We start from the raw sequence: 22,834 nt of genomic DNA, 5'->3' as shown, positions 1-22,834 counted from the left end.
TGGCGGCCCTGCGCCGTTTCCCCTTCGCCCTCCCAAAAATGCAATCCCTTCAGGCAGATCATGACATTTCCCACAATCAAGCTTCCCGCCCGCCCCCTCACCTTGAAGCGCGGGGTGATTTCAACGCCGCTCGCCTACTACTTCTCCACGCCGATCCTCCTGGCAATCGCCGTCTTCATGGTGGTGACGGAGGCTCCGGGCATTCTGCGCGACTACACGATCAGCGAGAATCCGCTCGTCCTCGAAAACGGCGACATCAAGGGCAGTTGCACGACCCGCAAAGCCATCTTCACCACCTGCGAAGTCGATCTTTCCTACGAGCATGACGGTCAGCGCTATGACAAGGACGTCGAGGTGATGTTCGTCGACATGCACAGTGGCGACTACGAGACGGGCCTTGTGATTTCTGCGGATCGGCCGGATCTCGCCACGATCACCCTCGGGCTCGACATGCTGTGGAACAGGATCATCACACTTTCCGTCTTTGCCCTTCTGCTCGGCGGCGGCGCCTTGGCGATGATCTACCTTCTCTTCCGGATCTTGCGCGTTCGCGGCCAGTTGCAGCATCCAGCGCCCCTTACCCCGATTCCGGTCGAGATCACCGGCATGGACAAGAAGAACAATCGCCTCACGATCACCTATGCGGACAAGGTGAGCGAACGGAAGACCAAACGCGTGGCCTACACCCGTTTCGAGGCCGGACAGGAGCCGATCATCATCGGCGACGCAGGCAGCAATGCAGTCGCACTGGCTGTCTGGCACGGCGACACCTTCCTGCCGGTCCTGCTCGACGACAAGCTCGAGCGCATCGAGATGACACAGCAGGAACGGGCGGAGGCCCTTGCACCGCTCTATGCCGCGGCGACACAGGCCGGGCGGCACGCAGCACCATCCCTTGCTCCGGCGAAGACGGGGCCGTCGCTGCTGCGAAGGCTGGGCCTGTTCCTCCTCGTCATCCTGCTCATCATCGTCGGTATTTTCGGTTACTGGCTCTGGTACGTGACCAGCGCGCCCTCGCAGTTCAATTCTCCGGGGATGGACATCAACAACATGCTGCCGGAAGCCCTCAACCAGTGGGGCTGCGACCAGCTGCAAAAACGCTTCGCCGATGGCCCTGCACCCTTTGGATGCACGGCTGCGGACTATCAAAGCTGGAAATGAGAAAGCGGCGCACCGCACCGCAAACATAGAGGGAGACGCCGCAAGGGCGTCTCCCCATTATCGAGCCTTAGCCGTGTGCGCGTTCTGCGGCATCCCACTCGAATTGCAGGCCAGCGGTACCACCGAGGCCCTTCATGATGTCGAGGAAGGCCGGAACCGTCTCGGTCCGCTTCCAGTCGCGCTGCAATTCACACAGCAGCTGGACGACGGAGATCAGCTTGCCGCCGGCCTGCTCGATACGGCGCAGGGCCGCGTCATGAGCCGTGACAGAGGTGCCGCCAACGGCATCGACGACCACGTAGACCTCATAACCTTCCTTCAGCGCATCGAGCGCCGGGAAAGCCAGGCAGGCTTCCGTCCACAGGGCCGTCATGATCAGCTTCTTGCGGCCGGTCGCCTCGACGGCCTGGCGGAACTCGATGTCCTCCCAGGAGTTGATCGTCGTGCGATCATAAGTCGGGAAATCGGCAAGGACCGCCTGCAGCTGCGAGATCGGCGGCTTGTTGAGACCGGTCTTCACATTGACCGTGGTGTGCACGATCGGCAGCTTGTAGGCGACACCGGCCTTGGCGGTCGCAACGATGTTGCGCACCATCAGCGGGCGATCCATCGACGCGATCGAGTTCACCTGGACGGGCTGGTAGTCGATGACGACAAGGGTGGAGTTCTGCGGGGTCAGAAGGTGGTCTTCGGCCGGGTTGCGGATGACTTCACTGGTCATGGTCTTCACTCCTGGTTTGGCTGCCTGCCTGTGCAGGCGGTGGGTTCCAAGTTCCCCCGCAATCGGGCAATACCTGTCGGCTGCGGGACAATGATGGCCCCGCACGCGGCTGGCTTGCCGTTTGCAGCGAGAGAACGTCTTCGAAGGAGAACGGGCGGTGCCGGCATCCCGTACCGGCAGGTTCCATCCCGCTGAGGCTTGAAAACCCTGAGGTTTTCGTTGCTCGCCTCCGATGAGTGAAACCTATGCCTTTCTTCTGGAAACGATAATTCCCAGTTCCGTTGGATCACTTAACACCAGGAGTGCGAAACGTACTCAATCGACCTGCCAGTCAGGAACACCGGCAAAGGCATCGGCGAGAAAGTCCACCATCGCCCGGACCTTCGCCGGCGGGCGCCGGTCCGGCGGGTAGACGGCGAAGATGCCGGCCATGTCATAGGCTGGCTGGTCGAGCGGCAGAAGTTCCAGCCTCCCGGCCGCAACGTGGTCGGCGATGAGGAAATCGGGACCGTAGAGGATGCCCTGCCCGTTCAGCGCCGCCGCCACAAGGGCATCGCCATTGTTGGCGATGAAGTTTCCCCGGATCGGCACGCGCAGCTGGTTGCGGGTGCCGAAGATCCATTCCCGGGCACCTGTCGCATCGGAAAGCGAATAGCTGAGGCAATTGTAGTCGAGCAGGTCGCCGACGCGCCGTGGCCGCCCATGCGCATCGAGATAGGCGGGCGTCGCGGCAACGACCATCTTCGTCGGCGCAAGCCGGCGGGCGATCAGCCGGCTGTCGGCCAGCCGGCCGATACGCACTGTCATGTCCCAGCCTTCATCGATCAAATCGACATAGCGGTCGTTCAGGCCGAGATCGACGGTGACACCGGGATACATCGCGCTGAATTCAGGGACGAGCGGGGCGATATAGCGCACACCGAAGGAGATCGGCGCGCTGAGGCGCAGCGTACCGACGACGTCGATGCGCTGGGAGGAGACGGCCGCCTCGGTCTCCTCGATATCAGGCAGGATACGCAGGCAGAATTCGAGATATTGCCGTCCCGACTCGTTGAGCGAAAGCTTGCGCGTGGTGCGATGGAAGAGCTTGATTCCGAGCCGTTCCTCCAGCGCATCGACGTGTCTCGTCGCCATGGCCGGCGACATCTTCATCTGGCGTGCCGCGGCCGACAGGCTGCCCTGTTGCGCCGTGCGTACAAAGACCTGCATGCCGGTCAGGCGATCGAGCATCGATGGACCCCTTCTGTCGCGCCGCGGCCATCCAGCCTGCCGTCCTGCCGGTCTATCAGAGAAACCGGCCGGGCAGGAGGGTCTTGCGCAGGGCCAGCGACAGGGCCGTCGCAAGCAGCATGATCGCTCCGATCAGCAGAAAAGCGTCTGCGTAGCTCAACACATAGGCCTCGCGCTGGACGGTACGAGCAAGCAGGGCAGTAGCCTGCCCGACCGCTTCCTGCGGATTGGCGGCCCGCGGCAACACTGTTTGCGCCAGCGTCTCGATCCGCGCTGCCACGTCCGCATCGCCGCTTTCGACATGCAGGCCGATCAGGTTGGAATAGACCTGTTCCTGCACCCGCACCGTGGTCGTCACGAGCGCCAAGCCGATGGCGCTGCCGACCGTGCGCACGATATGCACCAGCGAAGCGATCCAGGGGATCTCCTGCAACGTGATGTCTTCGGTGATCAGCACCATGGTGGGGATCGCGACGAGCGGCCCGCCAACCGACTGGAGCAGAAGCGGCAGGAGGAATTCCTCGCTAGCCCACAGGCCGGTAATGTTGGCGGACAGGAGCAAACCCCCACCCATCAGCATGCCGCCGAGCGCCAGCAGATTGCGCGGATCGACCCGATAGCAGAGCCAGGCCACCACGGGTGCGAGGAGCAATTGCGGGATTGCCGTAGCAAGGAACAGGTCACTGCTTTCAAGCGCGCGATAGCCCTGGATGCGGATCAGATACTGCGGAACGATGAAGGCCGAGGACATGACGGCAATACGGCTTGCGAACATCATCATCAGGCCAAGGCCGATATTGCGCCGCCACAGGAGCCGCGGACTGACGACCGGGTTCGGATGTAGCAAGGCGTGCACGAAGAACGCGCCGATGAGAAACGCTCCGGCAAGCAAAAAGCCGACGATGAGACCGGATTGCAGCCAGTCGAGCCGGTTACCCTGATCGAGCGCGGCCACCAGCGCAGCCAGCCCGAGCGACAGGGCAAGCAGCCCGAAGCCGTCGAACTTGCGAAAGCGCATGTATTTGACCGGGTCGTGGGCAAGGCCATAACTGGCCGCAAAGACCGTCAGTGCGCCCGGGACGATGTTGAGCCAGAACAGGAACTCCCAGGAGAGGTGTTCGAGAATGAAGGCTTCGAGCGAAACCGAGAGGCTGGGCGTGGTGGCGGAAACCAGCGCATAGAACGACAGGCCGTAGAGCCGCTGGTGCTGCGGCAAGTGGCGCATGATCACAGCGTAGGCCATGGGGATCAGCACACCGGCACTCAACCCGCGCAGCGCCTGGAGGCTGAGCAGGATCGAAAGGTCGGGGCTCAACGGTGCCGCGAGGGAAAACACGGAAAACAGTGCCGCGCCGAGGATGACGCCGCGCGTCGGCGACAGGATCCCGCGCAGCCACACTGCCGCCGGGATCGCCGCCACCTCGGCGACGACGTAGGCTGTGGTGATCCACGAGGCCTCATCGAAGCTGAGGCCGAGGGCACCGCGGATATCCGCAAGGCCGATGTCGGTCAGCCGCGCGTTGAGGATCGATGTGAAGGTGCCGAGGAGGACGGCGCCGATGCCGACGAGCGTCCTGAGGCCGGGCCATTCTTTCCGGAGGGCCGGAACCGCTGCCGCTGTCATGATCTGTCCTTCCCGCCTACTTGATCGCGGGATCGTCGATCGCCGTGTCCGTATGGATTGTCGACAGGACCGACATGCCCGGCCGCAGCGCCTGCCGCAGGTCCTGCGGCACATCGACGAGTGCAATCCGCACGGCGATACGCTGGGCGACCTTGGTGAAATTACCGGTTGCATTGTCCGCCGGCAGCAGCGCGAATTCCGCACCAGTCGCGGGCGCAATCTGCTCCACACGGCCTTTCAGCTCCCGCCCCGGGAACATATCGACCTTGATCGTCGCGGCCTGGCCGACATGCACCCTGCCGAGCTGTGTTTCCTTGTAGTTCGCCACGACATGAACCTTGGGCAGCGGAACAATGGAAATGAAGCGAGTACCGACGGAAACATACTGGCCAGCGCGCACGCTGCTGACATTGACGACGCCATCGATGGGCGCAACGATCCTGGTATGGCCGAGCTCGATACGGGCGAGCGCGAGATCGGCCTTGCGGATCTCCAGCTCCGCCAGCGCCTGCTCCCGCTGCGTGCCCAACACGTTGAGCTGCTGGCGCTGCGCGTCCGCTTCGGCCTGTTTTTCCGCAAGCTGGGCCTCGAAGCGGCGATTTGCGGCAAGCGCGTCCTCCAGGCGCTGGCTGGTGGACCAGCCGTCCTCGACGGCGGCGGTCTGTCGGCCGTACTCACCCGCAGCCCGGTCGCGATCGGCGCTGATTGCAAGGATAGCGGCATCGGCCTGGGCGATGGTGCGGTGCTGCAGCACGATCCGACTGTCGACATTGCGGATGGCGACATCCGCAGCGGTAACCGAGGCCGTCGCGCGGCTGACCTTCGCGTCATATTCCGAAGCCTCGATCTCGCCGAGCAGCTGGCCGGCCCGGACCGCCTGGAAGTCGCTCACCGCGACCCCGCGCACACGGCCGGAAATCTGCGTGCTGATCGGCGTCGTGTCCGCCCGGAGATAGGCATTGTCCGTAGACTGGTTCGTGAAGCCCGCGACCCATTGCCCCCAGCCGAGCGGAATGACGGTGGCAAGCCCGATGCCGACGACGATGGCGGCCGAACGGGCAAGGGCAAGATAGCTGCGCCGGCGCGGCCGCTTCTGCCTCGCGCCCTTCGGCTGCGGATGGTGAGCGGTCGGCGCACGTACATCCGGGGCCGGCGCGGATTGCGGCCTGTTGTCCGGGACGACGAGACCTGTGACGATTGCGTTCATTGCCGTAACTCTCCTGGGTCCTTTGGACCGGATTTAGATATCGGCAAATATGGGCGCGGATACTCAATGAATGAAATGATGCTTTAGCATTTGATTCATGAACAAGATTCATTCTCTTGCCTGGATCAATCCTTACGATGGTAACGTTCCGCGCTTTCCACCAGCGCCTGCCGCAACCAGGCCACGGCGGGATGTGCGCCCATCGTCCGGTGCGACAGCATCGAGATCTCGAAGGGTGGCGCGTGGTAAGGTGGATCGCGCCACGCAAGATCGAGCGCGCGCACCGCGCGCAATACAAATTGCAGCGGCACGTAGGCGATCATGTCGGTTGCCGCCAAAAGGGCCGGAACGGCAAGGATGTGCGAGACGGTCGCGCCCACCGTGCGCGTCAGGCCCTCGGCGCCGAGCAGACCCTCGATGTAACGCGGATTGCTGGTGATGTAGGCCCGCTCCAGCCCACCCTGGTCGATCGTCGCATCCCCGGCCGGCTGAAGCTGGTCGGAAATCAGGATATCGACATGCGGAAAGGCCGCAAGCGCCTGGAGGCCGAAGGGGCCAGCCGCGGCGGGATGATCCCGGCGCATCAGCCACACGCTCTGATCGGAAAACAGCGGCTCGCTGACGAAACGGGACGGTGTCTTGCCGAAAACGCCGATGGCCACATGAAGGGCGCCGCGATCGAGTTCCTCCGTGATGTTGAGCTCACTCAACGGGCGCAGCCAGCAGCCGGCCTTCGGCGCATGGCAGCGGATGCGCGCCATCAGCTCGGGAATGACCGTCGCCGTGAGAAAATCCGAGGTCGAGATCGCGAAGGTGATGTCCGAGGTCTCGGGATTGAAGGTATTGCCCGCGAGGGCGCCCTCGATCTGCCGCAGGGCCGGCTTGAACGCCTGCGCAAGCTCCAGGGCACGGGGGGTCGGATACATGCCGTTCGGCCCGCGGATGAAGAGCTCGTCGCCAAGCGTCTCGCGCAGCCGGGCGAGTGCATGGCTAATGGCCGACTGGGTAAGGTGCAGGCGCTCGGCCGCCCGCGTGACGCCCCGCTCCTCCAGGACTGCGACGAAGACGCGAACAAGGTTAAGATCGGCGCTATGAATTTCGCGCATGCTTCCAATGCCCCAGCCTCATTTGATTAATGTAGCTTCCAGCACCACCTTCGACAAGCGCGATCCCTCGCCCCGTTCAAGGAAGAAACACGACATGGACGCAAAGACAGCATTTGCCGTTCCCGGCCGTCTGCCCCTACAATCGGTTGCCAGCCTGCAGGAGCGGTTCATCGCCGGATCGCTCCTCTATCTGGGGCTGATCGGGCTCCTGTGGCAATTCAGCGGCCTTTAGCCGGATCACCGGCGAGACTGGAAAGCGGAGGATGCCTGATGGATGACGACGTTCGCGACAACCCGGCCGAGTCGCGCTTCGAGCTGGCCGTCGGAGACGAGATGGCGGTCGCCTACTACCGCGAGGAGAATGGCCGGATCGTGCTCACCCACACCGAGGTTCCCCAGGCGCTATCAGGCCAAGGCATAGGCACGCGTCTTGCACGGGGTGTCTTCGAGACGTTGCGCGCCCGAAAGACGCGCATCATCGCAAAATGCCCCTTCATGGCCGCCTTCGCCGTCAAACACCCGGACTATGCCAGCCTGCTCGACGGATAATGTGGCAATCGACGCCGTAGTCGACTGGCCCCGCTCAGCCTCCCTTTTCCGTCAGATAGGCCCGGGCGATCTGCTGCATCCGGGCCTTTCCGAACTTCGATCCATGACCGCCGTGAACAGTATGGACGTCGAGCCGCGACAGGCGCTCCATGGTCACCCGGTAGGCCGCGACGTCGCATCCCGGCAGGTCATCCACGAGGTTGCCCTCGTAGATCGCGTCTCCGCTGAAAAACGTCCCCGTCTTCTCGTCGAGAAGGCCGAGCGAGCCGGGTGAATGGCCCGGTAGATGCAGGACCATGTAGCGGGCGTCGCCGGTGTCGATGACATCGTTTTCCTTGAGGATCGTGGCAAGCGCAGCGGGCGGGATCGCATAGGCCTCCGGCATGACGCCCGTGGGCGCGACCGCTGCGAGGGCGTCCGGTTGCGTGCGAAAATAGGGGGCGAGCGTATCGGTGTCGAGCATCTGCGCAAAGGCAGCAGCCTCAGCTTCGTGCCCCAGCCGGTTCTCGAATTCGTGGAACGAACCGACATGATCGACATGGATGTGGGTCGCGACCGCCAGCACAGGCTTGCCGGCCGGAATGTCCAGCGCGCCCGCGAGACTGGCGAGCCCCATGCCGAAATCGACGACAAGGTCGGCGTCCCGACCGACGAGATGAAACATGTTGGCCCGGAAAAAGCTGTGCACATGCGGCTCGCAGAGCCGCGTCAGCCTCTCGGAGATTGTCTCCTTCGAAAACCAGTCCTTATTGCGCACCCTCTCCTCCCTCAATGCAGCAGCTTGCCGAGAAAGCGCTGCGTGCGCTCATGCGTGGGCGCGGAGAACAGGCGGTCGGGCGTGTTGCGCTCGATGATCTGGCCGCCATCCATGAAAACCACTTCGCTCGCCACCTCGCGCGCGAAATTCATCTCGTGCGTGACGCAGACCATCGTCATTCCGTCGGCGGCGAGAGAAATCATCGTGTCCAGCACCTCCTTGACCATTTCGGGATCGAGTGCCGAGGTCGGCTCGTCGAACAGCATGATGCTCGGGTTCATGCAGAGTGCACGCGCAATGGCGACACGCTGCTGCTGGCCGCCGGATAGCTGACCGGGATATTTGTCGGCCTTTTCCGGAATGTGGACGCGCTCCAGATAGGTCATTGCGATTTCGGTCGCCTGTTTCTTCGACAGTTTGCGCACCCAGCGCTGGGCGACCGTGCAGTTTTCGAGAACCGTCAGATGCGGGAACAGGTTGAAGTGCTGGAAGACCATGCCGACATCGCTTCGAATGCGGTCGATGCGCTTGAGCTGGTTGGTAAGCTCGATGCCGTTGACGATGATCGAGCCTTCCTGATGAATCTCGAGACGGTTCATGCAGCGGATCAGCGTCGATTTGCCGGAGCCGGAGGGGCCGCAGATCACGATGCGTTCGCCCTTGTTCACCGTCAGGTCGATGCCCTTCAGGACCTGGAAAGCGCCGTACCATTTGTTGACGCCAGCCACTTCGATCGCGGCCCGGTGCAGAAGATCGGTCGTCGTTTGCGTGTTCATGTCCAACTCTCGGGTTGAAGCGGGATCAGCGATAGCCGCGCGAAAGCACATATTCGATACGGTTCTGCGCAAGCGTCAGCACCGAGACGATGACGAGATAATAGACGAGCGCCGCGCCGTACCATTCGAGGAAGCGGAAGCTCGTCGCGATGGCGAACTGGGAGACGGTCATCAGCTCCTTGAGCGAGATCACGGTCGCCAGCGACGTGGTCTTCAGGAGGGAGATGAACTCGTTCATCAGCGCGGGAACCGCGATCCGGAGCGCCTGCGGCATGGTGATGACCAGAAAGATCTGCCAGCGATGCATGCCGAGCGCCGCAGCCCCTTCCCGCTGGCCATGGCCGACGGCGGCAAAGGCACTGCGCAGGATTTCCGCCAGATAGGCGATCTGGATGAGCGACAACGCCAGGAACGCCGCGACGAAGGGCGTGAACCAGCCGGCGCGGAAAATCTCCGAAATCTGCGGCAGGCCGTTCCAGACGAAGAGCAACACCAGCAGGGCCGGCGCGCCGCGGAAGAGCCAGACATAGAGCGTCACCAGCCATCGGACCGCCGGCCGCGGCGAGCCCGCCATGGAACCGAGCCCCATGCCGAGCACGAGAGACACGGCCATGACGCAGAGGGAAAGGCCGATCGTCAGGAGCGCCCCCTTGAAAAGGGGGGCGCTGAATATCGCCTGCAGGAAGAGGTCGAGCTGGAACAACGCGAAACCGTCCTATCGTCAATTGACGTCGTGGGAAACGTCGGTCGCCGTTTCCGGCAGGTTCCATTTCTGAAGCAGTGCCTTCATCTCGCCGCTCGCCTGCAGGGCCTCGATCGCTTCCTTCAGCATCTGGCGGTCACCATCGCTCTTGCGGAGATAGATGCCGTAGTTTTCGCTCTGCTCGTAGGTGTAGGGAATGCTCAGGCGGCCCGGAACCTGCAGCATGCGATAGGCCGCCGTCGTATCCTGCGTGATGGTGGCCGTCGCACGCCCGACGAGGATCTGCTCGATGACACCGGATGCCGAGGGATAGGTCTGTGCCTGGATCGGCGCCTTGCCGCCGGCCTCAAGCTCCGCATTGAGATCGGCGACCATCTTTTCGTAGGACGTACCGGCCTCGATCGCCATCACCTTGCCGCTGACATCGGCCGGAACCTTCGTCTCCGTGTCGCTCGCCGCGGTGACCATCACGATATGCGAGCTGAAATAGGGGATGCCGTCGTATTTCTCGAGACGGGCCGGCGTGATCAGGATGCCGCTCGCGACGAGATCGCAGCGCTTCGAATCGAGCGAGGGGAGCAGCCCCTTGAAATCGCCGACGACATATTCGGCCTTGGCACCCCACTGCTTGGCGATCGCGTCCATGACGTCGATCTCGAAACCGACGAGGTCCTTGTCGCCGGGATTTTCATAATATTCCATCGGCGGGAATTCGCCGCTGGTGCAGATCTTCAGGACGCCACCCGATACGAAATCGGGTTTCTGCTCTGCGGCAAGACCATTGCCTGCGCCGAGAAGGGCGGCCAGCATCGTGCCGGCGAGAAGAGACGGTTTCATTCCCAGTCGTGCAGTTTTCATCATCGTGTTCCCTTGTTTTTGGCTTCTTGGATTGATGTTTTGTGAAGTCGTATACGAACATCCCATACAGACAAGCTAAATGTTTTCTCGAAATAAACGCAGAAAAACTAAACTATTTCGGTGAGGATCTGCCCGTACGCGTCGGTGTCGAAGGCCGGAAGGATCAGGGGTTCGACATGCCCGTCGCGGCGCGCGGTGAGGACGTATTGCATCATGGCTTCGTTGCTCGGCATTTCGAAAACCTGCACGAAATCATAGGGGCCCAGCAGGGCATAGAAGGCGATCGAGCGGCCACCGAGCGCGGCCACGCGATCCTCGCTGACCTTCCGGCGCTTGGCGCTGTCGGTGAGCTCGGTGAGCCCCTTCTGCGTCAGACGCATCAGGGAAACGTATTTCTGGTTCGCATGCACCTCGCTCATTTCGCGGACGGTCCAAGCTTCTGAAGCCCCTCGAGAACCGCAGCCGTATCGGTGAGCGCACCGAAAATGCCGTTCTCGACCGTGACCATGTGAAGGGCCGCCTCGTGGGCATATTGATCGCCGCTGGCGCAGGCATCGGAGATCGTCAGGCACTGGAAGTTGCGGTCGCAGGCCTCGCGCAGCGTGGTGTGCACACAGACATCCGTGGTGCATCCGGAAAACAGGAGATGGGTGATGCCCTGCGCGCGCAGGACATGTTCGAAATCCGTGTAGGTGAAGGCGCCGTTGCAGGTCTTGTCGACGATGATGTCTTCCGGACGCACATCGAGTTCGGGAACGATCTGGAAGCCCGGGCTGGAGCGCAGCAGCGCGGTCGTGCCCTCAAGACCGGAGCGCTTCCGGCGCCATTTTTCGTAAGGCGTCATGTCCGCGAGGTCCCCGCGATAACCCTGCCGCGTGTGGATGATCTGCACGCCGGCCTCCCGACAAGCGGCAATGAGCCGGTTGACTGCGGGAAGGATCGCTCGGAGCGGCGCCGGGTCGTAGCCCTGGCGGGCGAAATAGCCGGTCGTCGACAGGAAATCCTCCTGCAGGTCTATGACAATGAGCGCAGTCTTCTGCGCCTCCAGATTGCCGTCATAGGGAAAGTCGAATGGTTTGGCCGCAATCATGAACGTTCTCCTCTTTGTCGTTGGGATAGCACTCTTAACAGTTTGAAAAAATCAATTTATAATCACCAGTATCGTTCTGTTTTTCCAAACAACTAGCCGGGTCAAACAATGAGCCGTCTGCCGCCGTACCTGCAATATCTGCCGGCCTTCGAGGCGACCGCGCGCCTCGGCGGGGTCCGGCATGCCGCCGAGGAACTGAACCTCAGCCCCAGCGCGATCTCCCTGCAACTGAAGAAATTGGGTGAGGCGACGGGGATCGTGCTTTTTCAGAAAGCGGGCAGGAATGTCGCACTGACCCAGGCGGGCAAGGATTTCTCCCAGGCCGTCGCCATATCGCTCGGCCAGCTCGACACGGCGACGCGGGCCTCGCGAAAAATCACCGCCGGCGACCAGCCCGCCGCGCTGTCGGTCTCCGTGCCGACGGCGCTCGGCATCGCCTGGCTCACGGCCGCGATCGTCGATTTCGCCCAGTCGAACGGCATCGCCAGCCTGACGATCAACGAGGCGATCACCGCCGCTGACGTGGATTGGGACAAAAACGACCTCGCCATCGTCTACGACAACCCGCCATTTACCGGAAAATACTGGCGATCCCTCAGCGAAGTCAGGCTCTGTGCCGTCTGCGCGCCGACGCTGTTTCCCCGGCTGGACCTGCGCAATCGCGACAGGAAGCTGAGTTCGGTCGCCCTGCTTCATGAAGACGACGGTGGCGAATGGGCAAAATGGTCCGTCGCCGCGCGGATAGGCCTCGAAGGCAACACGCGTGTGCGGGTGAATTCGGTGGCGCAGGCAATCGCCTCTGCCGTTCAAGGCCGCGGCGTGGCGCTGGTCTCCGATGTCCTGACGCGGAACTATCTGAGCGAAGGCCGTCTCATCCAGCCGTTTTCGACCACGATCAACGCAGCGCGGGAATATTACATCGTCTGCCCTGTGGACCGGGCGAACGACCCGGTCCTGCGCGCGCTTGCCGATCGCGTGATCGAGCAGTTGCGCCCCGGACGCGACCAGAATGCCTGATCGTCAAGCCCCGTTTGAGGACCGAAACCGATGACGCTGCCCCCCCTTCATGCCTTTCGCGTCTTCGAAAGCGTCGCACGGCTCGGCAATGTCGGCGCGGCGGCAGCGGAGCTGCATGTGACGCCAGGCGCGGTCAGCCAGCAGATCCGCGCGCTCCAGGTAGCACTCGGTGTCGACCTGTTTCAAAAACGCGGACGCCAACTGGCCCTGACCCCGAGCGGAAGCCAGCTCCAGCGCTCGGTGGCAAATGCGATGGACGCGATCCAGACCGGCGTGCGCCAGCTCTCGGCGCAAAGATACGGCGAGGCCAGCAGGCGAACCCTGACCATCTCCATCCCCCAGGTGCATGGCGTCGCCTGGCTTGCGACCCGGCTTTTCACCTTCATGGCCGACAGTCCGAATTTCCAGTTGAAGGTCGTCACATCCAGCCATTTTCCCGGCGTCGACTGGCGCAAGACCGACGTCGCGATCGTCTACGGGGCACCGCCATGGCCGGGTTTCTGGTGGCGTCTTCTGCACGGTATCCGCATGACGCCGGTGTGCAGCCCGCAGCTCCTGCGCGGACCGAACGCCATCCGCCAGCCCTCCGACCTTGCCTATCACCGGCTGCTCCATGAAGACGACGGTTCGCAGTGGCGGCGCTGGCAGGCGGAGGCCGGCATTGCCTATGCCGGGGAGGCGGACGTCTATTTCGACGACTTCGGCATCGTGCTTCAGGCTGCGCGCGACGGTTTCGGCGTCGCGCTCAGCGACGAAGTCGTTTCCGCCCGCGATCTCGACGAAGGCCGCCTCGTCCAGCCGCTGCAGCTCAGCGTGCCGGCCCTTCACAACTACTATTGCATCTGCCCGGAAGCGAAGCGGGAAACCGCCGAGGTCGGCTACTTCATCAACTGGCTGATCGAAGAGGCGACCATTCCCTGAAGGCGACCGCCGGGCTCGGGTCGCGGCTCAAAGCGCACCATCGACGATGACCATCGGCCGGCCTCGGGAACAAGCTTCGATGCGGGCATCGACGCGATAGATATCGCGCAACATTGCCGATGTTATCACCTCGGCGGTCGCGCCACTCGAGGCCATTTCACCATTGGCGATGACGATCGTGTTCGTGCAGTAGCGCAGGGCATGATTGAGATCATGCAACGCGATGAGCACGACCATGCCGGTGCGGCAGGCAAGATCGGCAACGAATTCCAAGACATCGATCTGCCGATGGAGATCGAGCGCCGAGGTCGGCTCGTCCATCAGCAGGACCTCGGGTTTGCGCACCAGCGCCTGGCCGAGCGAGACAAGCTGACGCTGGCCGCCGGACAGCGCATCGAGGCCGCGAAACGCAAGCTCTTCAATGCGCAACGCCTTCAAGATCGCATCGATCTCGAACAGCTCGTCGTCCTTCACACGCCAACCGCCACCCTGTTTTGCGGCAAGCAGCAACGACTCGTACACCGTCAGCACGGCATTCGAACCAGTATCCTGCGGCATGTAGCAGATCGAGCGATCCCCGCGGGCCGCATCGGAGAGCTGCACGACACCGGGACCGGAAACAAGGCCTGCGATGCGCTTGAAGAGGGTCGATTTTCCCGCCGCATTCGGGCCGATGACCGCGGTGGTGGTGCCGGACGCCAGCAGTTCGATCGCTACATTGGACAAAACCGTCGTGCGGCCATAGCTGGCGCCAAGGTCCTTCAGCACCAGGCTTACCATGCGCGCCTCCGGTTCGAGAAAATCAGGACGAAGAAGAAGGGAACGCCGACAAGCGCGGTGATGACCCCGATCGGCAGGATGGCACCGGGGATCAGTACCTTGCTGACGACTGATGTCGCCGACAGAAGAAGCGCACCGCAGATCACGGACCCGGGCAGAAAGAACCGCTGATCCTCGCCCACCACCATGCGCGCGATATGCGGGCCGACAAGGCCGACAAAGCCGATCGTGCCGACGAAGGAGACGGGAATGGCGGCGAGCAGACTGACGACGAGCATGGTGTGGAGACGCAGGCGCCGGACATTGACGCCCATGCTGGCCGCCTTGTCGTCGCCGAGCCGCAGCGCCGTCAGTGCCCAGGCATTGCGGATGAAGAGCGGCAGCGTCACGACCAGTATGGCCGCGGTGACGAACACCTTGTCCCAGGTCGCCTTCGTGAGGCTGCCCATGGTCCAGAACACGACGGCCGCGAGCGCCTGTTCGGAGGCGAGGTATTCGAGAAGCGACAGCGCGGCATTGAAGGTGAAGACGAGCGCGATGCCGAGCAGAACGATGGTCTCCACCGTCACGCCCCGCAACGTCGAGGCGAAATGAATGAAGAGCGCGGCCACCATCGCCATGATGAAGGCATTGACCGGCACCATGTATTGGGTCGCCCCCGGAAAGATGGCGACGCCGGCAACAAGCCCCAGCGCCGCACCGAAGCTGGCAGCGGCTGAAATGCCGAGGGTGAAGGGGCTGGCGAGCGGGTTCGACAGGATCGTCTGCATCTGCGCACCCGCAACCGAGAGCGACGCGCCAACCGTCACCGCCATCAACGCGATCGGCATGCGGATATCCCAGATGACGACACGCAGCTGGTCACCTGCCGTCTCCGGCGAGAAGAGCGCGGAAAGAACCTCGGAAACGCTGTAGTTCGCGGGCCCAAGCGCCATGTCGATGGCAATGCTGGCGGCAAGCGCAAGACCGAGGCCGGCAAGGATGAGGATACGCCGAAAGGCAAGGGCGCGATATTGATCGCGCCCCGTCGCCCTGGCTTCGGTCGCCGTGGCGGCCATCGACTACTCGCCCTTCAGCGAGACGAAGTATCCCGGCTTGTATTCAAGCGGCAGGAAGCGGGCGTGCAGCTCCTTGAAGGTCGCCTCCGGATCCAGGTCCTTGAAGAGATCGGGATGCAGCCACTTGGCGATCTGCTGGATGGCGACGAACTGGTAGGGGTTGTTGTAGAACTGGTGCCAGATGGCGTGCACATTGCCGTCCTTTACCGCCTTGACGCCCGTAAAGGCCGGACGCTTGGTCAGGTTTTCCAGCTTGCGGCGGGCTTCCGCCGTATCGGCGCCATACCCGACGCCGACCCAGTTGCCACCCGGCACATACCCTTCCCACATGCCGCCGGTGATGATCACCTGGTCGGGATTGGAGGCGATGATCTGCTCCGGGTTCACCGTGCCGAACGTGCCGGGGATGATCTCCCTGGCCATGTTCGTGCCGCCGGCGAGTTCGACCATCTTGCCGAAGTTCTCGTTGCCGAAGGACATGCAGCAATCGTCGGAGTAGCCCCCTGCCCGCTCGACGAAGACGACTGGCTTTGCCGGACCATTCTTTTCAAGGACGTCCGTGACCTTCCTGATCGCATCGGCCCGGAAGGTGATGAAATCCTCCGCAACCTTCTCCTTGCCCATCAGCGTGCCCATGATGCGCATGCTCGGCTCGGTGTTCTCCATCGGCTTCTCGCGGAAATCGACATAGACGAGCGGGATGCCGACCTTGGCAAGCTTCTCGATGTAGCCGGCTTCTTCCGTCGCGGTCTTGGCATCGACATTCATCAGGATGACGTCCGGCTTCAGGGCCACGGCCTGCTCGATATCGAACGTACCGTCCTTCATGCCGCCGAAGGTCGGCAGCTTGGCGATGTTGGGGTATTTCGCGAGGTAAGCGGCGTAGGATTCCGGATCAGCCTTCGGCAGGTCGTCGCGCCAGCCGACAACGTGCTGGAACGGGTTTTCCTTGTCGAGCGCGGCGAGGAAATAGATCTGCCGGCCTTCGCCGAGGATGACATGCTTGACCGGCACATTCACTTCGACGTCTCGCCCGGTAACGTCCTTGAGGACGACGGGATCGGCCATTGCCGGCAGCACGGTGGACACGAGGAGGCCGAGGGCAAACATCGCCGACTTGGCAGAAAAGCGCATGGGATTCATCTCCGGTGGAAACTGCCCGGCACATATTATTTTATGACTTTTATAGTCAAGTATTATCTTTTAGAAGCGTTCGAAGCTGAAATCGGGGAACGAAGCATGCAGAGCAACCGCACGACGGAGGGCACCAATTTCACCTTGCGGGATGAAATCAAGGCCTATTGGTCCGCGCGCGCTGCAACATTCGACCAGTCGCCCGGCCACGAGATCTTCTCCGAGGAGGAACGCGCCGCCTGGCATGCGCTCATCGAACGGCATCTCGGCCGTGGCGATGGCCGCGAGGCTCTCGACCTTGCGAGCGGAACCGGCGTGATCTCCCACCTGATGGATGACCTCGGCTATCGCGTAACCGGCATCGACTGGGCCGAACCCATGCTGGAACGCGCCCGCGCCAAGGCCGCAGCCCGCGGCCGTTCCATCCGTTTTCATCTCGGCGATGCGGAGAACACGCTTGAGGCCGATGGCAGCTACGACGTGATTGTCACGCGCCATCTTGTCTGGACCCTTGTCGATCCGGCCGCTTGTTTTGCAGAGTGGCTGCGTGTCCTCAAACCGGGCGGCAAGCTGCTGGTCATCGACGGTGATTTCGTCAATACGGGCCTCGCCGAGCGGCTTGTAAAACGGCTCGCCGCCTTTCTGGAGCGAGCAGGCACGACAGGAGTGCAGGCGCCCGCGGCCATGACCGGCACGCATGCAGACATCCTCTCCCGCGTCCATTTTTCCGGCGGTGCGCGGGTCGACGTCGTTTCACGCCTGCTTGCGGAAGCGGGTTTTTCAAGCGTGACGGCGGACAGGGATCTGCGGCAAATCCACAAGACGCAGGCAGCGCATTTCGGTTTCTTCAAGGCCATCGCGCGGGGCCTTCAACACCGTTATGCGATCGTAGCGCAAAAATGACATACCGAAACCAAACGCGGTTTCTTCGGCAACCCCGTCGTCGGATGCGAATTTTGCCAAGGGCCTTGGGGCGGCCCCTAATAGATCGCCTCAAGCCGCCTTGCGCGGCGCGCTGTTCATGAAGGCAAGTGTTTCATCGAAAGAGCGGATACCGGCATCCGAACCGAGACCGGTCGCCACGAGCGCGGCGCTTGCCTGCGCGAGGTTAGCGCGGTGACCAGGTCCATCTTGTGATGCAGGGCCGTGATGTAACCGGCATCGAAGGCGTCGCCGCAACCCATCGTATTCGACCACCTCGATTTCGAACACCCGCTCCCGGACGACAGTACTTGCGGCATCCATGAAGCAGACATCGTCGCCGCCGAGGGTAAAAAAACAATGTTTTACGCCACGCTCCAGGAAGAACCGCCCTGCGCCCTCGACATCGGGCGCGGCCGAGATCTGTCTGGCCTCTTCGATCCGGGGCGTGAAGTAATCGATATACGGGAACAGCGGCTCGATGAGACCGAGCGTCCCGTCATTCGCGCCGAGAAGATCGAAAATGGTGTGCGTACCAATCGTGACGATGAGCGAAGGCGCGCTAAGCTTGTGGACCAGAAGGCCGTTCAACGCACCGAGCCTGGCACCGCCGGCCGCGGCGGCAACTTCAAGGCGGTGAACACCGCTCTCTCCAGGCCCGATCTTGACACTGCGAGCCCGTCCGATGTCCTGTCGATAGCGGCCAGCGGCTTTCTCGACGCCGTCGGCGCCTCCACCGGCCCACTTTACGCGACAGACCTCCGGCGCGCGGCACAAGCGCTTGCCGGCTACGACATGCTCATCGCCATCGCCAAGGGCATCCGCGACCGCGGCAAGGCGTAGCGTGGCGACAAGACCCTGCTCGATGTCTGGCTCCCTGCCGCCGAGGCGGCATCCTCCGCCGTTGCCCGCAACCGCTCGAAACCGGACGTCTGGAACGCCGTCGAGACCGCTGCCGAAACCGGCGCCACGGCCAAGGCCACCATGGTCGCAACAAAGGGCCGCGCAGCGCGCCTTCGGGAGCGTTCCCTCGGCCATTCCGAGCACGGCGCGGTGTCCGCGACCCCACTCGTCAAGGCAATGGCCCGCCTGCAGTCCTGACGCGAACCTGCGCGCCAGAATCTGCGGAAAGTCGCAGAGAAGCGGCTAGGAACCTCAGCCGAGCACGCCTTCCACCGCCATAGCGGCGGCCAGCAACCGGTCGTCACCACACCGCGGAGCCGACACGAGGAGCCCGACGGGCAAGCCCCCGGCACCCGTGCCACACGGCAGCGACACCCCGCACCAATCGAGAAAATTGCCGACAAGCGTGTTGCGCAGCGTCTTGCCGTTGGTCTGGAAGAACAGGTCCTCATCATCGAGCAACGGCTGGATTTCCGGGGCGACATGAGGAAGCGTCGGGCTGAGCAGCAGGTCCTGCGGACCGAGCCTGGCTTCGAAGGCCGCTGTCAGTTTTTCTCGGGCCTCCAGCGTCTCGAGATAATCGGCGATGGTGATCTTCTCACCGAGCAGCGTGCGCTTGACGACACGGGGATCCATCTCCGCCGCCGCCGCACCCTTGATGCGCGCACGATGAAGGACGAAAGCTTCCGCCGTCACCAGCGCGCCGTGTTTCGCCATCAGTTCGAAAATTGCGGAAAACTCCGGGAAGGCCTCGCGCCGGATGCGCGCGCCGGCGCGCGAAAGCTGCGTGACGCCCGCCTCGAAAGCCGCGACGACCTCCGGTTCCGCACCGTCGAAGAACACGGTCTCGGGAATGACGAAGGAGAGGTCGGCAACATTCTGGTGCGGGACGGGGCCGGCAGCGGGCAGGCCCCGCATGGCAGCATCGATGAGGATCGCGTCCTGCACGGTGCGGCAGAGCGGACCAAGGGAATCGAGGCTTTTGGCCAGGGGGAACACACCCTCCATGGCGTAGCGCCCGCGGGACGCCTTGTAACCGACGATACCATTGAAGGCGGCGGGGATGCGCACCGAGCCGCCGGTATCCGTGCCGATGGAGACGGGCACGAGCCCAGCCGCGACCGCGACCCCGGAACCGGACGAGGAGCCGCCGGGAATGCGGTGCTCGCCAGCGGGCGAGGCCGGGTTGCGCGGCGTGCCGTAATGCGGATTGATACCGAGGCCGGAAAAGGCGAACTCGCTCATGTTCACCCGCCCGACGCTGACCATGCCGGCGCCCGCAAGAGCCTGCACCACGGCCGCATCGCGGCTTGCGGGCTCCGCGTCCCTCAGCACGCGGGAACCGGCGGTGGTCGGCAGGCCCGCGATATCGAAGAGGTCCTTCCAGGCAACCGGCACACCGTCGAGGACGCCGCGCGAGCGCCCTTCCCGCAGGCGCTGCCGTGCGGCCTCAGCTTCCGTTCTCGCCCGCTCCTCCAGGAGAAAGGTGAAGACCGCGGCATCCGGATGCGACCGGATGGCTGCAAGCGTCTCTTCCACAAGCGTAACGGGATCGAGCGCGCCCGATTGCAGAAGCACGGAAAGCTGGGCGATCGAGCGCGGCTCTGTCGTCATCGTCAAATGTCCTTTTCTGCGCGCCCGACGAGCTGCATCCAGCGGCGGACGAGATAGTTGTGTTCATCCATGGTCGTGTTCCAGACGGCGATACCGTTGGCACGCTGCCAGTAGGAGCCACCGCTGCGCACCGAGCCGCGTTTTACGCGGATCGTACCATCCGGACCAGGCAGGTCTTCCCGCGCGGCTAGCCCCTCATACCAGTAATCCCACTCGGCGGCGCTCATGTAGCGGCGCGAGCGCTCCGGGGTGGAGATGTAATAGCCCTGCCGGGCGACGACGGCGCCCGGCCAGCCGGAAATCCACCAGTTGAGATAGTCGTAGGCGACATCCAGCATGCGGCCGGAAAGGTGCCTCGACAGGCAGAGACCCCCATGCCAGGCACGGTAGCCTTCCGCAGGCGCCGCTTGTTCGACGGGAAAACCGCGGCCGTTCAGGATGCCGATGCCCGTCGACCACATGCTCTGGATATCGGTTTCATCCGCCACCATCAATCCCGCAGCGTCTTCCGCCGTGCGCCAGAAGCTGCGGAAGAAGCCCGCCTTGCGCCTTGTCTCCAGAATATCCATCAACGCGTCGATCTCTGCGACGGTCATGTTGCCGATATTGCCGAAGGTCATAAGGCCGGCGGCCTGCGCAGCGAGCGCGGCATCGAAAATACCGATCGCCGGTTCATCCACGAGGGCGGCACGGCCGCTCCAGCGTTCGTCGAGCAGCGCGGCCCAGCTGTTCATCGGCTGAAGGGGATCGAGGATGTCGCTGCGATAGCCAAAGCTGTCGAAATTGTGTGTCGTCGGCAGCATGGAGATGCGGCCGGTCGGCGTGTCGCCGAGGGCAAGGCTCGGCTGGACATAGAGTTTGCGCGCCGGCACATCGCCCTGGCCGAGACGGGCGCTCGGACCGATCTGGCCGGTTTTCGTGAGGTCGTTGATCTCGCCCCAGAGCGGAACGCGGGCAATCTCGATCGGCTGGATGGCACGCCAGTACCAGACGATATCGAGATTGTGGAAGCACTGGTCGTAGATGTCGTAGCTGTCCGGCTCCTGCGCGGCCTTGTGCTGGGTGACGATGAAATCGTTGTTGTCGAAACTGACCTCGATGCCGAGATCCGCTTCGGCCTTCACCCGCAACTCCTCCAGAAGCGAGATGGCGGTGCCGAGCACACGCAGCTTCGGCTTGCCGGCCAGGTGGAGTGCCGGCGCTGCGGGTTCCGGTTTCGGGGAATGCTTGTTCATCAAGGGCTCTGGGCGTTGCGAACCGGTGCGGCTGCCTCTGGCTGCGGACTGTCTGCGGCCCTCCCGACAAGCGCGAAGGCATTGAAGGACCGTTTCAACAGGTTCGGATCGAGACCGTCAACAATAAAGACGATGCGCGAGGAGCGCTCCCCCACCGGCCATGTTTCCATATGCACGGGCGGATGGACGAGATGCTGCACGCCATGCACCGCCACCGGGCGATCCTCGCCCTGAATATCGAGCATGCCCTTCACCCTCAGTACACGTTCTCCATGGCGGTTGAGCAGCATGGTGAGCCAGACACCGAAGCCCGTCCAGTCGATCGGAGTATCGACGGCGATCACGAAGGAGGAAATAGCCGCCTGGTGTACCGCGCCGTCCGCCGCCACCAACCCGGTTGGGGTATCGCAGTAGAAGCCGCTCGCCGATTGCAGCTTTGCCGCACGATGCGCCGTGTCATCCCCGAAGAGCGCATCGGCACCCGGTCCACCGACCGTTGCAATGTGGCGGACCGCATCCGGGTTGAGCTCGGCAAGGCGTGAAAGCAGACGCGCCAGACCACCATTACCATCGCAAAGATCCGCCTTGGTGACGACGATGTGGTCGGCGATGGCCGCCTGCCGGTTCGATTCGACATAGGTCTCCAGCTGGGCAAGGCCATTGACGGCATCGACCGTCGTCACAACGCTGCCAGCGCGAAAATGGTGGCGCAGAACGGGGTCGGATTTCAGCGTCGAAAGCACCGGGAAGGGGTCGGCCAGGCCGGTGCTCTCGATGACAACGCGGGTGAAGGGTGGCGCAAGGCCGCGTTCGCGCTTCGAATGGAGGTCACGCAACGCCTCGGCAAGCTCGCCGCGCACGGTACAGCATACGCAGCCCGATTGCAGCAGCACCATCGTCTCATCGATGCGCTCGACGAGGTAGTGGTCGAGGCCGACCTCACCGAATTCGTTGATCAGCACCGCGGTATTGGCGAGCGCGGGATCGGTGAGCAGGCGCTTCAGCAGCGTCGTCTTGCCCGAGCCGAGGAAGCCGGTGAGGAGATGGACGGGGGTGAAGGCAGGAATGTCAGCCATCGCTCCGCTCCATGCGGGTGATCAGCGAAGGATCGAGCGGATCGCAGGGACGACCGGCAAGGCGCTCGGCGGCCGGCCAGAGATGGCCGAGGTCGTCGATCATCTCGCTCTTGCCGGTGCGGGTGGCGAGGATAAAGGACGCACCCTGCCAGTCGGAAAGGCTCATCCCGAAAGCGGCGAGCACGCGATTGGCAGCCGCTACCCGCCGGGCGCGCTCGCGATGCCGATCGAGGCGCTCAAGATTGCGGGTGAAGACGCCGGGGCGCGCCGCGGCATCCGTCCAATGCTGGTCTCCGCCGATGATGCCGCATAGGGAGCACATGGGGTTTCGTCCTTTCTATCGCCGAGACGCACGGCCCCTCATCCGGCCTGCCAACCTCCTTCTCCCCACAA

The 22,834-nt window shown here is 63.2% G+C and carries 26 protein-coding genes and 1 pseudogene; 8 read left to right on the top strand and 19 right to left on the bottom strand.

The features are described 5' to 3' along the window. The first annotated feature begins 60 nt into the window (after nt 1–60). Nucleotides 61–1,161, top strand: coding sequence for a hypothetical protein (locus K0P03_RS31045; protein ID WP_272791646.1), 1,101 nt, complete (start codon nt 61–63; stop codon nt 1,159–1,161). Between the two features lie 67 nt (nt 1,162–1,228). Here the strand turns inward: K0P03_RS31045 and K0P03_RS31040 are convergent, their stop codons facing one another. From K0P03_RS31040 to K0P03_RS31020, 5 genes are all read right to left on the bottom strand, one after another. Next, a complete protein-coding gene (locus K0P03_RS31040) occupies nt 1,229–1,882 on the bottom strand; it encodes a hydrolase (protein WP_272791645.1) in 654 nt (217 codons plus the stop codon). Between the two features lie 315 nt (nt 1,883–2,197). Then, entirely contained in the window at nt 2,198–3,112 is a 915-nt protein-coding gene (locus K0P03_RS31035; protein WP_272791644.1) for a LysR family transcriptional regulator, read from the bottom strand. Nucleotides 3,113–3,167: 55 nt separating this feature from the next. Continuing rightward, complete coding sequence (locus tag K0P03_RS31030; protein ID WP_272791643.1) at nt 3,168–4,736, bottom strand: DHA2 family efflux MFS transporter permease subunit; 1,569 nt, start codon at nt 4,734–4,736, stop codon at nt 3,168–3,170. Nucleotides 4,737–4,752: 16 nt separating this feature from the next. Further along, nucleotides 4,753–5,943: an HlyD family secretion protein gene (locus K0P03_RS31025; protein ID WP_272791642.1), complete on the bottom strand. Its 1,191-nt coding sequence runs from the start codon at nt 5,941–5,943 to the stop codon at nt 4,753–4,755. Nucleotides 5,944–6,068: 125 nt separating this feature from the next. Further along, complete coding sequence (locus K0P03_RS31020; RefSeq protein ID WP_272791641.1) at nt 6,069–7,049, bottom strand: LysR family transcriptional regulator; 981 nt, start codon at nt 7,047–7,049, stop codon at nt 6,069–6,071. Between the two features lie 94 nt (nt 7,050–7,143). On the opposite strand from K0P03_RS31020, the gene K0P03_RS31015 reads away from it, so the two are divergent. Further along, complete coding sequence (locus K0P03_RS31015) at nt 7,144–7,281, top strand: hypothetical protein (RefSeq protein ID WP_023512930.1); 138 nt, start codon at nt 7,144–7,146, stop codon at nt 7,279–7,281. A 38-nt stretch (nt 7,282–7,319) separates the two neighbouring features. Next, nucleotides 7,320–7,598, top strand: coding sequence for a GNAT family N-acetyltransferase (locus K0P03_RS31010; protein WP_272791640.1), 279 nt, complete (start codon nt 7,320–7,322; stop codon nt 7,596–7,598). 34 nt (nt 7,599–7,632) lie between these two features. On the opposite strand, the gene K0P03_RS31005 is transcribed toward K0P03_RS31010, so the two are convergent. The 6 genes from K0P03_RS31005 to K0P03_RS30980 all read right to left on the bottom strand — a co-directional run bounded on the left by K0P03_RS31005 (nt 7,633) and on the right by K0P03_RS30980 (nt 11,782). Further along, on the bottom strand, nt 7,633–8,355 hold the full coding sequence (locus K0P03_RS31005) for an MBL fold metallo-hydrolase (RefSeq protein ID WP_272791639.1): 723 nt from the start codon (nt 8,353–8,355) through the stop codon (nt 7,633–7,635). An 11-nt stretch (nt 8,356–8,366) separates the two neighbouring features. Further along, entirely contained in the window at nt 8,367–9,131 is a 765-nt protein-coding gene (locus K0P03_RS31000) for an amino acid ABC transporter ATP-binding protein (protein ID WP_272791638.1), read from the bottom strand. Nucleotides 9,132–9,156: 25 nt separating this feature from the next. Continuing rightward, nucleotides 9,157–9,834 carry an amino acid ABC transporter permease gene (locus tag K0P03_RS30995; RefSeq protein WP_023512934.1) on the bottom strand — a complete coding sequence of 226 codons (678 nt, stop codon included), beginning with the start codon at nt 9,832–9,834 and terminating at the stop codon, nt 9,157–9,159. Between the two features lie 18 nt (nt 9,835–9,852). Further along, nucleotides 9,853–10,671: a transporter substrate-binding domain-containing protein gene (locus tag K0P03_RS30990; RefSeq protein WP_272791637.1), complete on the bottom strand. Its 819-nt coding sequence runs from the start codon at nt 10,669–10,671 to the stop codon at nt 9,853–9,855. Nucleotides 10,672–10,799: 128 nt separating this feature from the next. Continuing rightward, nucleotides 10,800–11,111, bottom strand: a complete 312-nt coding sequence (locus K0P03_RS30985; protein WP_272791636.1) for a GYD domain-containing protein — start codon at nt 11,109–11,111, stop codon at nt 10,800–10,802. Beyond that, a complete protein-coding gene (locus tag K0P03_RS30980; protein ID WP_272791635.1) occupies nt 11,108–11,782 on the bottom strand; it encodes a cysteine hydrolase family protein in 675 nt (224 codons plus the stop codon). The genes K0P03_RS30985 and K0P03_RS30980 overlap by 4 nt, the downstream gene beginning before the upstream one ends. Before the next feature lie 108 nt (nt 11,783–11,890). Here K0P03_RS30980 and K0P03_RS30975 point away from each other — a divergent pair, with 108 nt between their 5' ends. Beyond that, nucleotides 11,891–12,799 (top strand): LysR substrate-binding domain-containing protein, encoded by a 909-nt coding sequence (locus K0P03_RS30975; RefSeq protein ID WP_050745186.1) that lies wholly within the window; start codon nt 11,891–11,893, stop codon nt 12,797–12,799. Between the two features lie 30 nt (nt 12,800–12,829). Then, nucleotides 12,830–13,720 (top strand): LysR substrate-binding domain-containing protein, encoded by an 891-nt coding sequence (locus K0P03_RS30970; RefSeq protein ID WP_050745185.1) that lies wholly within the window; start codon nt 12,830–12,832, stop codon nt 13,718–13,720. 27 nt (nt 13,721–13,747) lie between these two features. Here the strand turns inward: K0P03_RS30970 and K0P03_RS30965 are convergent, their stop codons facing one another. The 3 genes from K0P03_RS30965 to K0P03_RS30955 are packed head-to-tail and all read right to left on the bottom strand — an operon-like array spanning nt 13,748 to nt 16,692. Further along, complete coding sequence (locus K0P03_RS30965; RefSeq protein WP_272791634.1) at nt 13,748–14,500, bottom strand: ABC transporter ATP-binding protein; 753 nt, start codon at nt 14,498–14,500, stop codon at nt 13,748–13,750. Further along, complete coding sequence (locus K0P03_RS30960; protein ID WP_050745183.1) at nt 14,494–15,558, bottom strand: FecCD family ABC transporter permease; 1,065 nt, start codon at nt 15,556–15,558, stop codon at nt 14,494–14,496. Before K0P03_RS30960 ends, K0P03_RS30965 begins: the two co-directional genes overlap by 7 nt. A 3-nt stretch (nt 15,559–15,561) precedes the next feature. Continuing rightward, entirely contained in the window at nt 15,562–16,692 is a 1,131-nt protein-coding gene (locus K0P03_RS30955) for an ABC transporter substrate-binding protein (RefSeq protein ID WP_272791633.1), read from the bottom strand. Between the two features lie 105 nt (nt 16,693–16,797). Between K0P03_RS30955 and K0P03_RS30950 the strand changes: the two genes are divergently transcribed. After that, the gene (locus K0P03_RS30950; protein ID WP_272791632.1) at nt 16,798–17,595 is read left to right on the top strand and encodes a class I SAM-dependent methyltransferase; all 798 of its coding nucleotides are present in this window, start codon (nt 16,798–16,800) and stop codon (nt 17,593–17,595) included. A gap of 90 nt (nt 17,596–17,685) precedes the next feature. Here the strand turns inward: K0P03_RS30950 and K0P03_RS30945 are convergent. After that, a pseudogene (locus K0P03_RS30945) lies at nt 17,686–18,234 on the bottom strand (carbohydrate kinase family protein); the annotation flags it as partial. Between K0P03_RS30945 and K0P03_RS30940 the strand changes: the two are divergent. Both K0P03_RS30940 and K0P03_RS30935 read left to right on the top strand, forming a co-directional pair. After that, nucleotides 18,184–18,456, top strand: coding sequence for a hypothetical protein (locus K0P03_RS30940; protein WP_272791631.1), 273 nt, complete (start codon nt 18,184–18,186; stop codon nt 18,454–18,456). The pseudogene K0P03_RS30945 and the gene K0P03_RS30940 sit on opposite strands and share 51 nt — an antisense overlap. A 15-nt stretch (nt 18,457–18,471) precedes the next feature. Beyond that, entirely contained in the window at nt 18,472–18,714 is a 243-nt protein-coding gene (locus tag K0P03_RS30935) for a DAK2 domain-containing protein (RefSeq protein WP_272791739.1), read from the top strand. A gap of 54 nt (nt 18,715–18,768) precedes the next feature. On the opposite strand, the gene K0P03_RS30930 is transcribed toward K0P03_RS30935, so the two are convergent. Genes K0P03_RS30930 through K0P03_RS30915 form a run of 4 tightly spaced genes read right to left on the bottom strand, consistent with a single transcriptional unit; the run spans nt 18,769 to nt 22,763 of the window. Beyond that, a complete protein-coding gene (locus tag K0P03_RS30930; protein WP_272791630.1) occupies nt 18,769–20,130 on the bottom strand; it encodes an amidase in 1,362 nt (453 codons plus the stop codon). A 2-nt stretch (nt 20,131–20,132) separates the two neighbouring features. After that, a complete protein-coding gene (locus K0P03_RS30925; RefSeq protein WP_272791629.1) occupies nt 20,133–21,365 on the bottom strand; it encodes an ABC transporter substrate-binding protein in 1,233 nt (410 codons plus the stop codon). Beyond that, nucleotides 21,365–22,441, bottom strand: coding sequence for a CobW family GTP-binding protein (locus tag K0P03_RS30920; RefSeq protein ID WP_272791628.1), 1,077 nt, complete (start codon nt 22,439–22,441; stop codon nt 21,365–21,367). The genes K0P03_RS30925 and K0P03_RS30920 overlap by 1 nt, the downstream gene beginning before the upstream one ends. Beyond that, nucleotides 22,434–22,763: a hypothetical protein gene (locus tag K0P03_RS30915; protein ID WP_272791627.1), complete on the bottom strand. Its 330-nt coding sequence runs from the start codon at nt 22,761–22,763 to the stop codon at nt 22,434–22,436. Before K0P03_RS30915 ends, K0P03_RS30920 begins: the two co-directional genes overlap by 8 nt. Nucleotides 22,764–22,834 lie beyond the last annotated feature (71 nt).

The organism is Shinella sp. HY16, from assembly GCF_028534175.1.
GTDB lineage: Bacteria > Pseudomonadota > Alphaproteobacteria > Rhizobiales > Rhizobiaceae > Shinella.
The sequence above is the reverse complement of the archived record's forward strand: the minus strand, read 5'-3'. Positions and strand labels throughout refer to the sequence as shown.

What these genes read in the sequence shown, in the direction of transcription:
- K0P03_RS31045 (WP_272791646.1), top strand. Translation starts at nt 61, where the DNA reads ATGACATTTCCCACAATCAAGCTTCCCGCCCGCCCCCTCACCTTGAAG.
- K0P03_RS31040 (WP_272791645.1), bottom strand. Translation starts at nt 1,882, where the DNA reads ATGACCAGTGAAGTCATCCGCAACCCGGCCGAAGACCACCTTCTGACC.
- K0P03_RS31035 (WP_272791644.1), bottom strand. Translation starts at nt 3,112, where the DNA reads ATGCTCGATCGCCTGACCGGCATGCAGGTCTTTGTACGCACGGCGCAA.
- K0P03_RS31030 (WP_272791643.1), bottom strand. Translation starts at nt 4,736, where the DNA reads ATGACAGCGGCAGCGGTTCCGGCCCTCCGGAAAGAATGGCCCGGCCTC.
- K0P03_RS31025 (WP_272791642.1), bottom strand. Translation starts at nt 5,943, where the DNA reads ATGAACGCAATCGTCACAGGTCTCGTCGTCCCGGACAACAGGCCGCAA.
- K0P03_RS31020 (WP_272791641.1), bottom strand. Translation starts at nt 7,049, where the DNA reads ATGCGCGAAATTCATAGCGCCGATCTTAACCTTGTTCGCGTCTTCGTC.
- K0P03_RS31015 (WP_023512930.1), top strand. Translation starts at nt 7,144, where the DNA reads ATGGACGCAAAGACAGCATTTGCCGTTCCCGGCCGTCTGCCCCTACAA.
- K0P03_RS31010 (WP_272791640.1), top strand. Translation starts at nt 7,320, where the DNA reads ATGGATGACGACGTTCGCGACAACCCGGCCGAGTCGCGCTTCGAGCTG.
- K0P03_RS31000 (WP_272791638.1), bottom strand. Translation starts at nt 9,131, where the DNA reads ATGAACACGCAAACGACGACCGATCTTCTGCACCGGGCCGCGATCGAA.
- K0P03_RS30990 (WP_272791637.1), bottom strand. Translation starts at nt 10,671, where the DNA reads ATGAAACCGTCTCTTCTCGCCGGCACGATGCTGGCCGCCCTTCTCGGC.
- K0P03_RS30985 (WP_272791636.1), bottom strand. Translation starts at nt 11,111, where the DNA reads ATGAGCGAGGTGCATGCGAACCAGAAATACGTTTCCCTGATGCGTCTG.
- K0P03_RS30980 (WP_272791635.1), bottom strand. Translation starts at nt 11,782, where the DNA reads ATGATTGCGGCCAAACCATTCGACTTTCCCTATGACGGCAATCTGGAG.
- K0P03_RS30975 (WP_050745186.1), top strand. Translation starts at nt 11,891, where the DNA reads ATGAGCCGTCTGCCGCCGTACCTGCAATATCTGCCGGCCTTCGAGGCG.
- K0P03_RS30970 (WP_050745185.1), top strand. Translation starts at nt 12,830, where the DNA reads ATGACGCTGCCCCCCCTTCATGCCTTTCGCGTCTTCGAAAGCGTCGCA.
- K0P03_RS30965 (WP_272791634.1), bottom strand. Translation starts at nt 14,500, where the DNA reads ATGGTAAGCCTGGTGCTGAAGGACCTTGGCGCCAGCTATGGCCGCACG.
- K0P03_RS30960 (WP_050745183.1), bottom strand. Translation starts at nt 15,558, where the DNA reads ATGGCCGCCACGGCGACCGAAGCCAGGGCGACGGGGCGCGATCAATAT.
- K0P03_RS30955 (WP_272791633.1), bottom strand. Translation starts at nt 16,692, where the DNA reads ATGCGCTTTTCTGCCAAGTCGGCGATGTTTGCCCTCGGCCTCCTCGTG.
- K0P03_RS30950 (WP_272791632.1), top strand. Translation starts at nt 16,798, where the DNA reads ATGCAGAGCAACCGCACGACGGAGGGCACCAATTTCACCTTGCGGGAT.
- K0P03_RS30930 (WP_272791630.1), bottom strand. Translation starts at nt 20,130, where the DNA reads ATGACGACAGAGCCGCGCTCGATCGCCCAGCTTTCCGTGCTTCTGCAA.
- K0P03_RS30925 (WP_272791629.1), bottom strand. Translation starts at nt 21,365, where the DNA reads ATGAACAAGCATTCCCCGAAACCGGAACCCGCAGCGCCGGCACTCCAC.
- K0P03_RS30920 (WP_272791628.1), bottom strand. Translation starts at nt 22,441, where the DNA reads ATGGCTGACATTCCTGCCTTCACCCCCGTCCATCTCCTCACCGGCTTC.
- K0P03_RS30915 (WP_272791627.1), bottom strand. Translation starts at nt 22,763, where the DNA reads ATGTGCTCCCTATGCGGCATCATCGGCGGAGACCAGCATTGGACGGAT.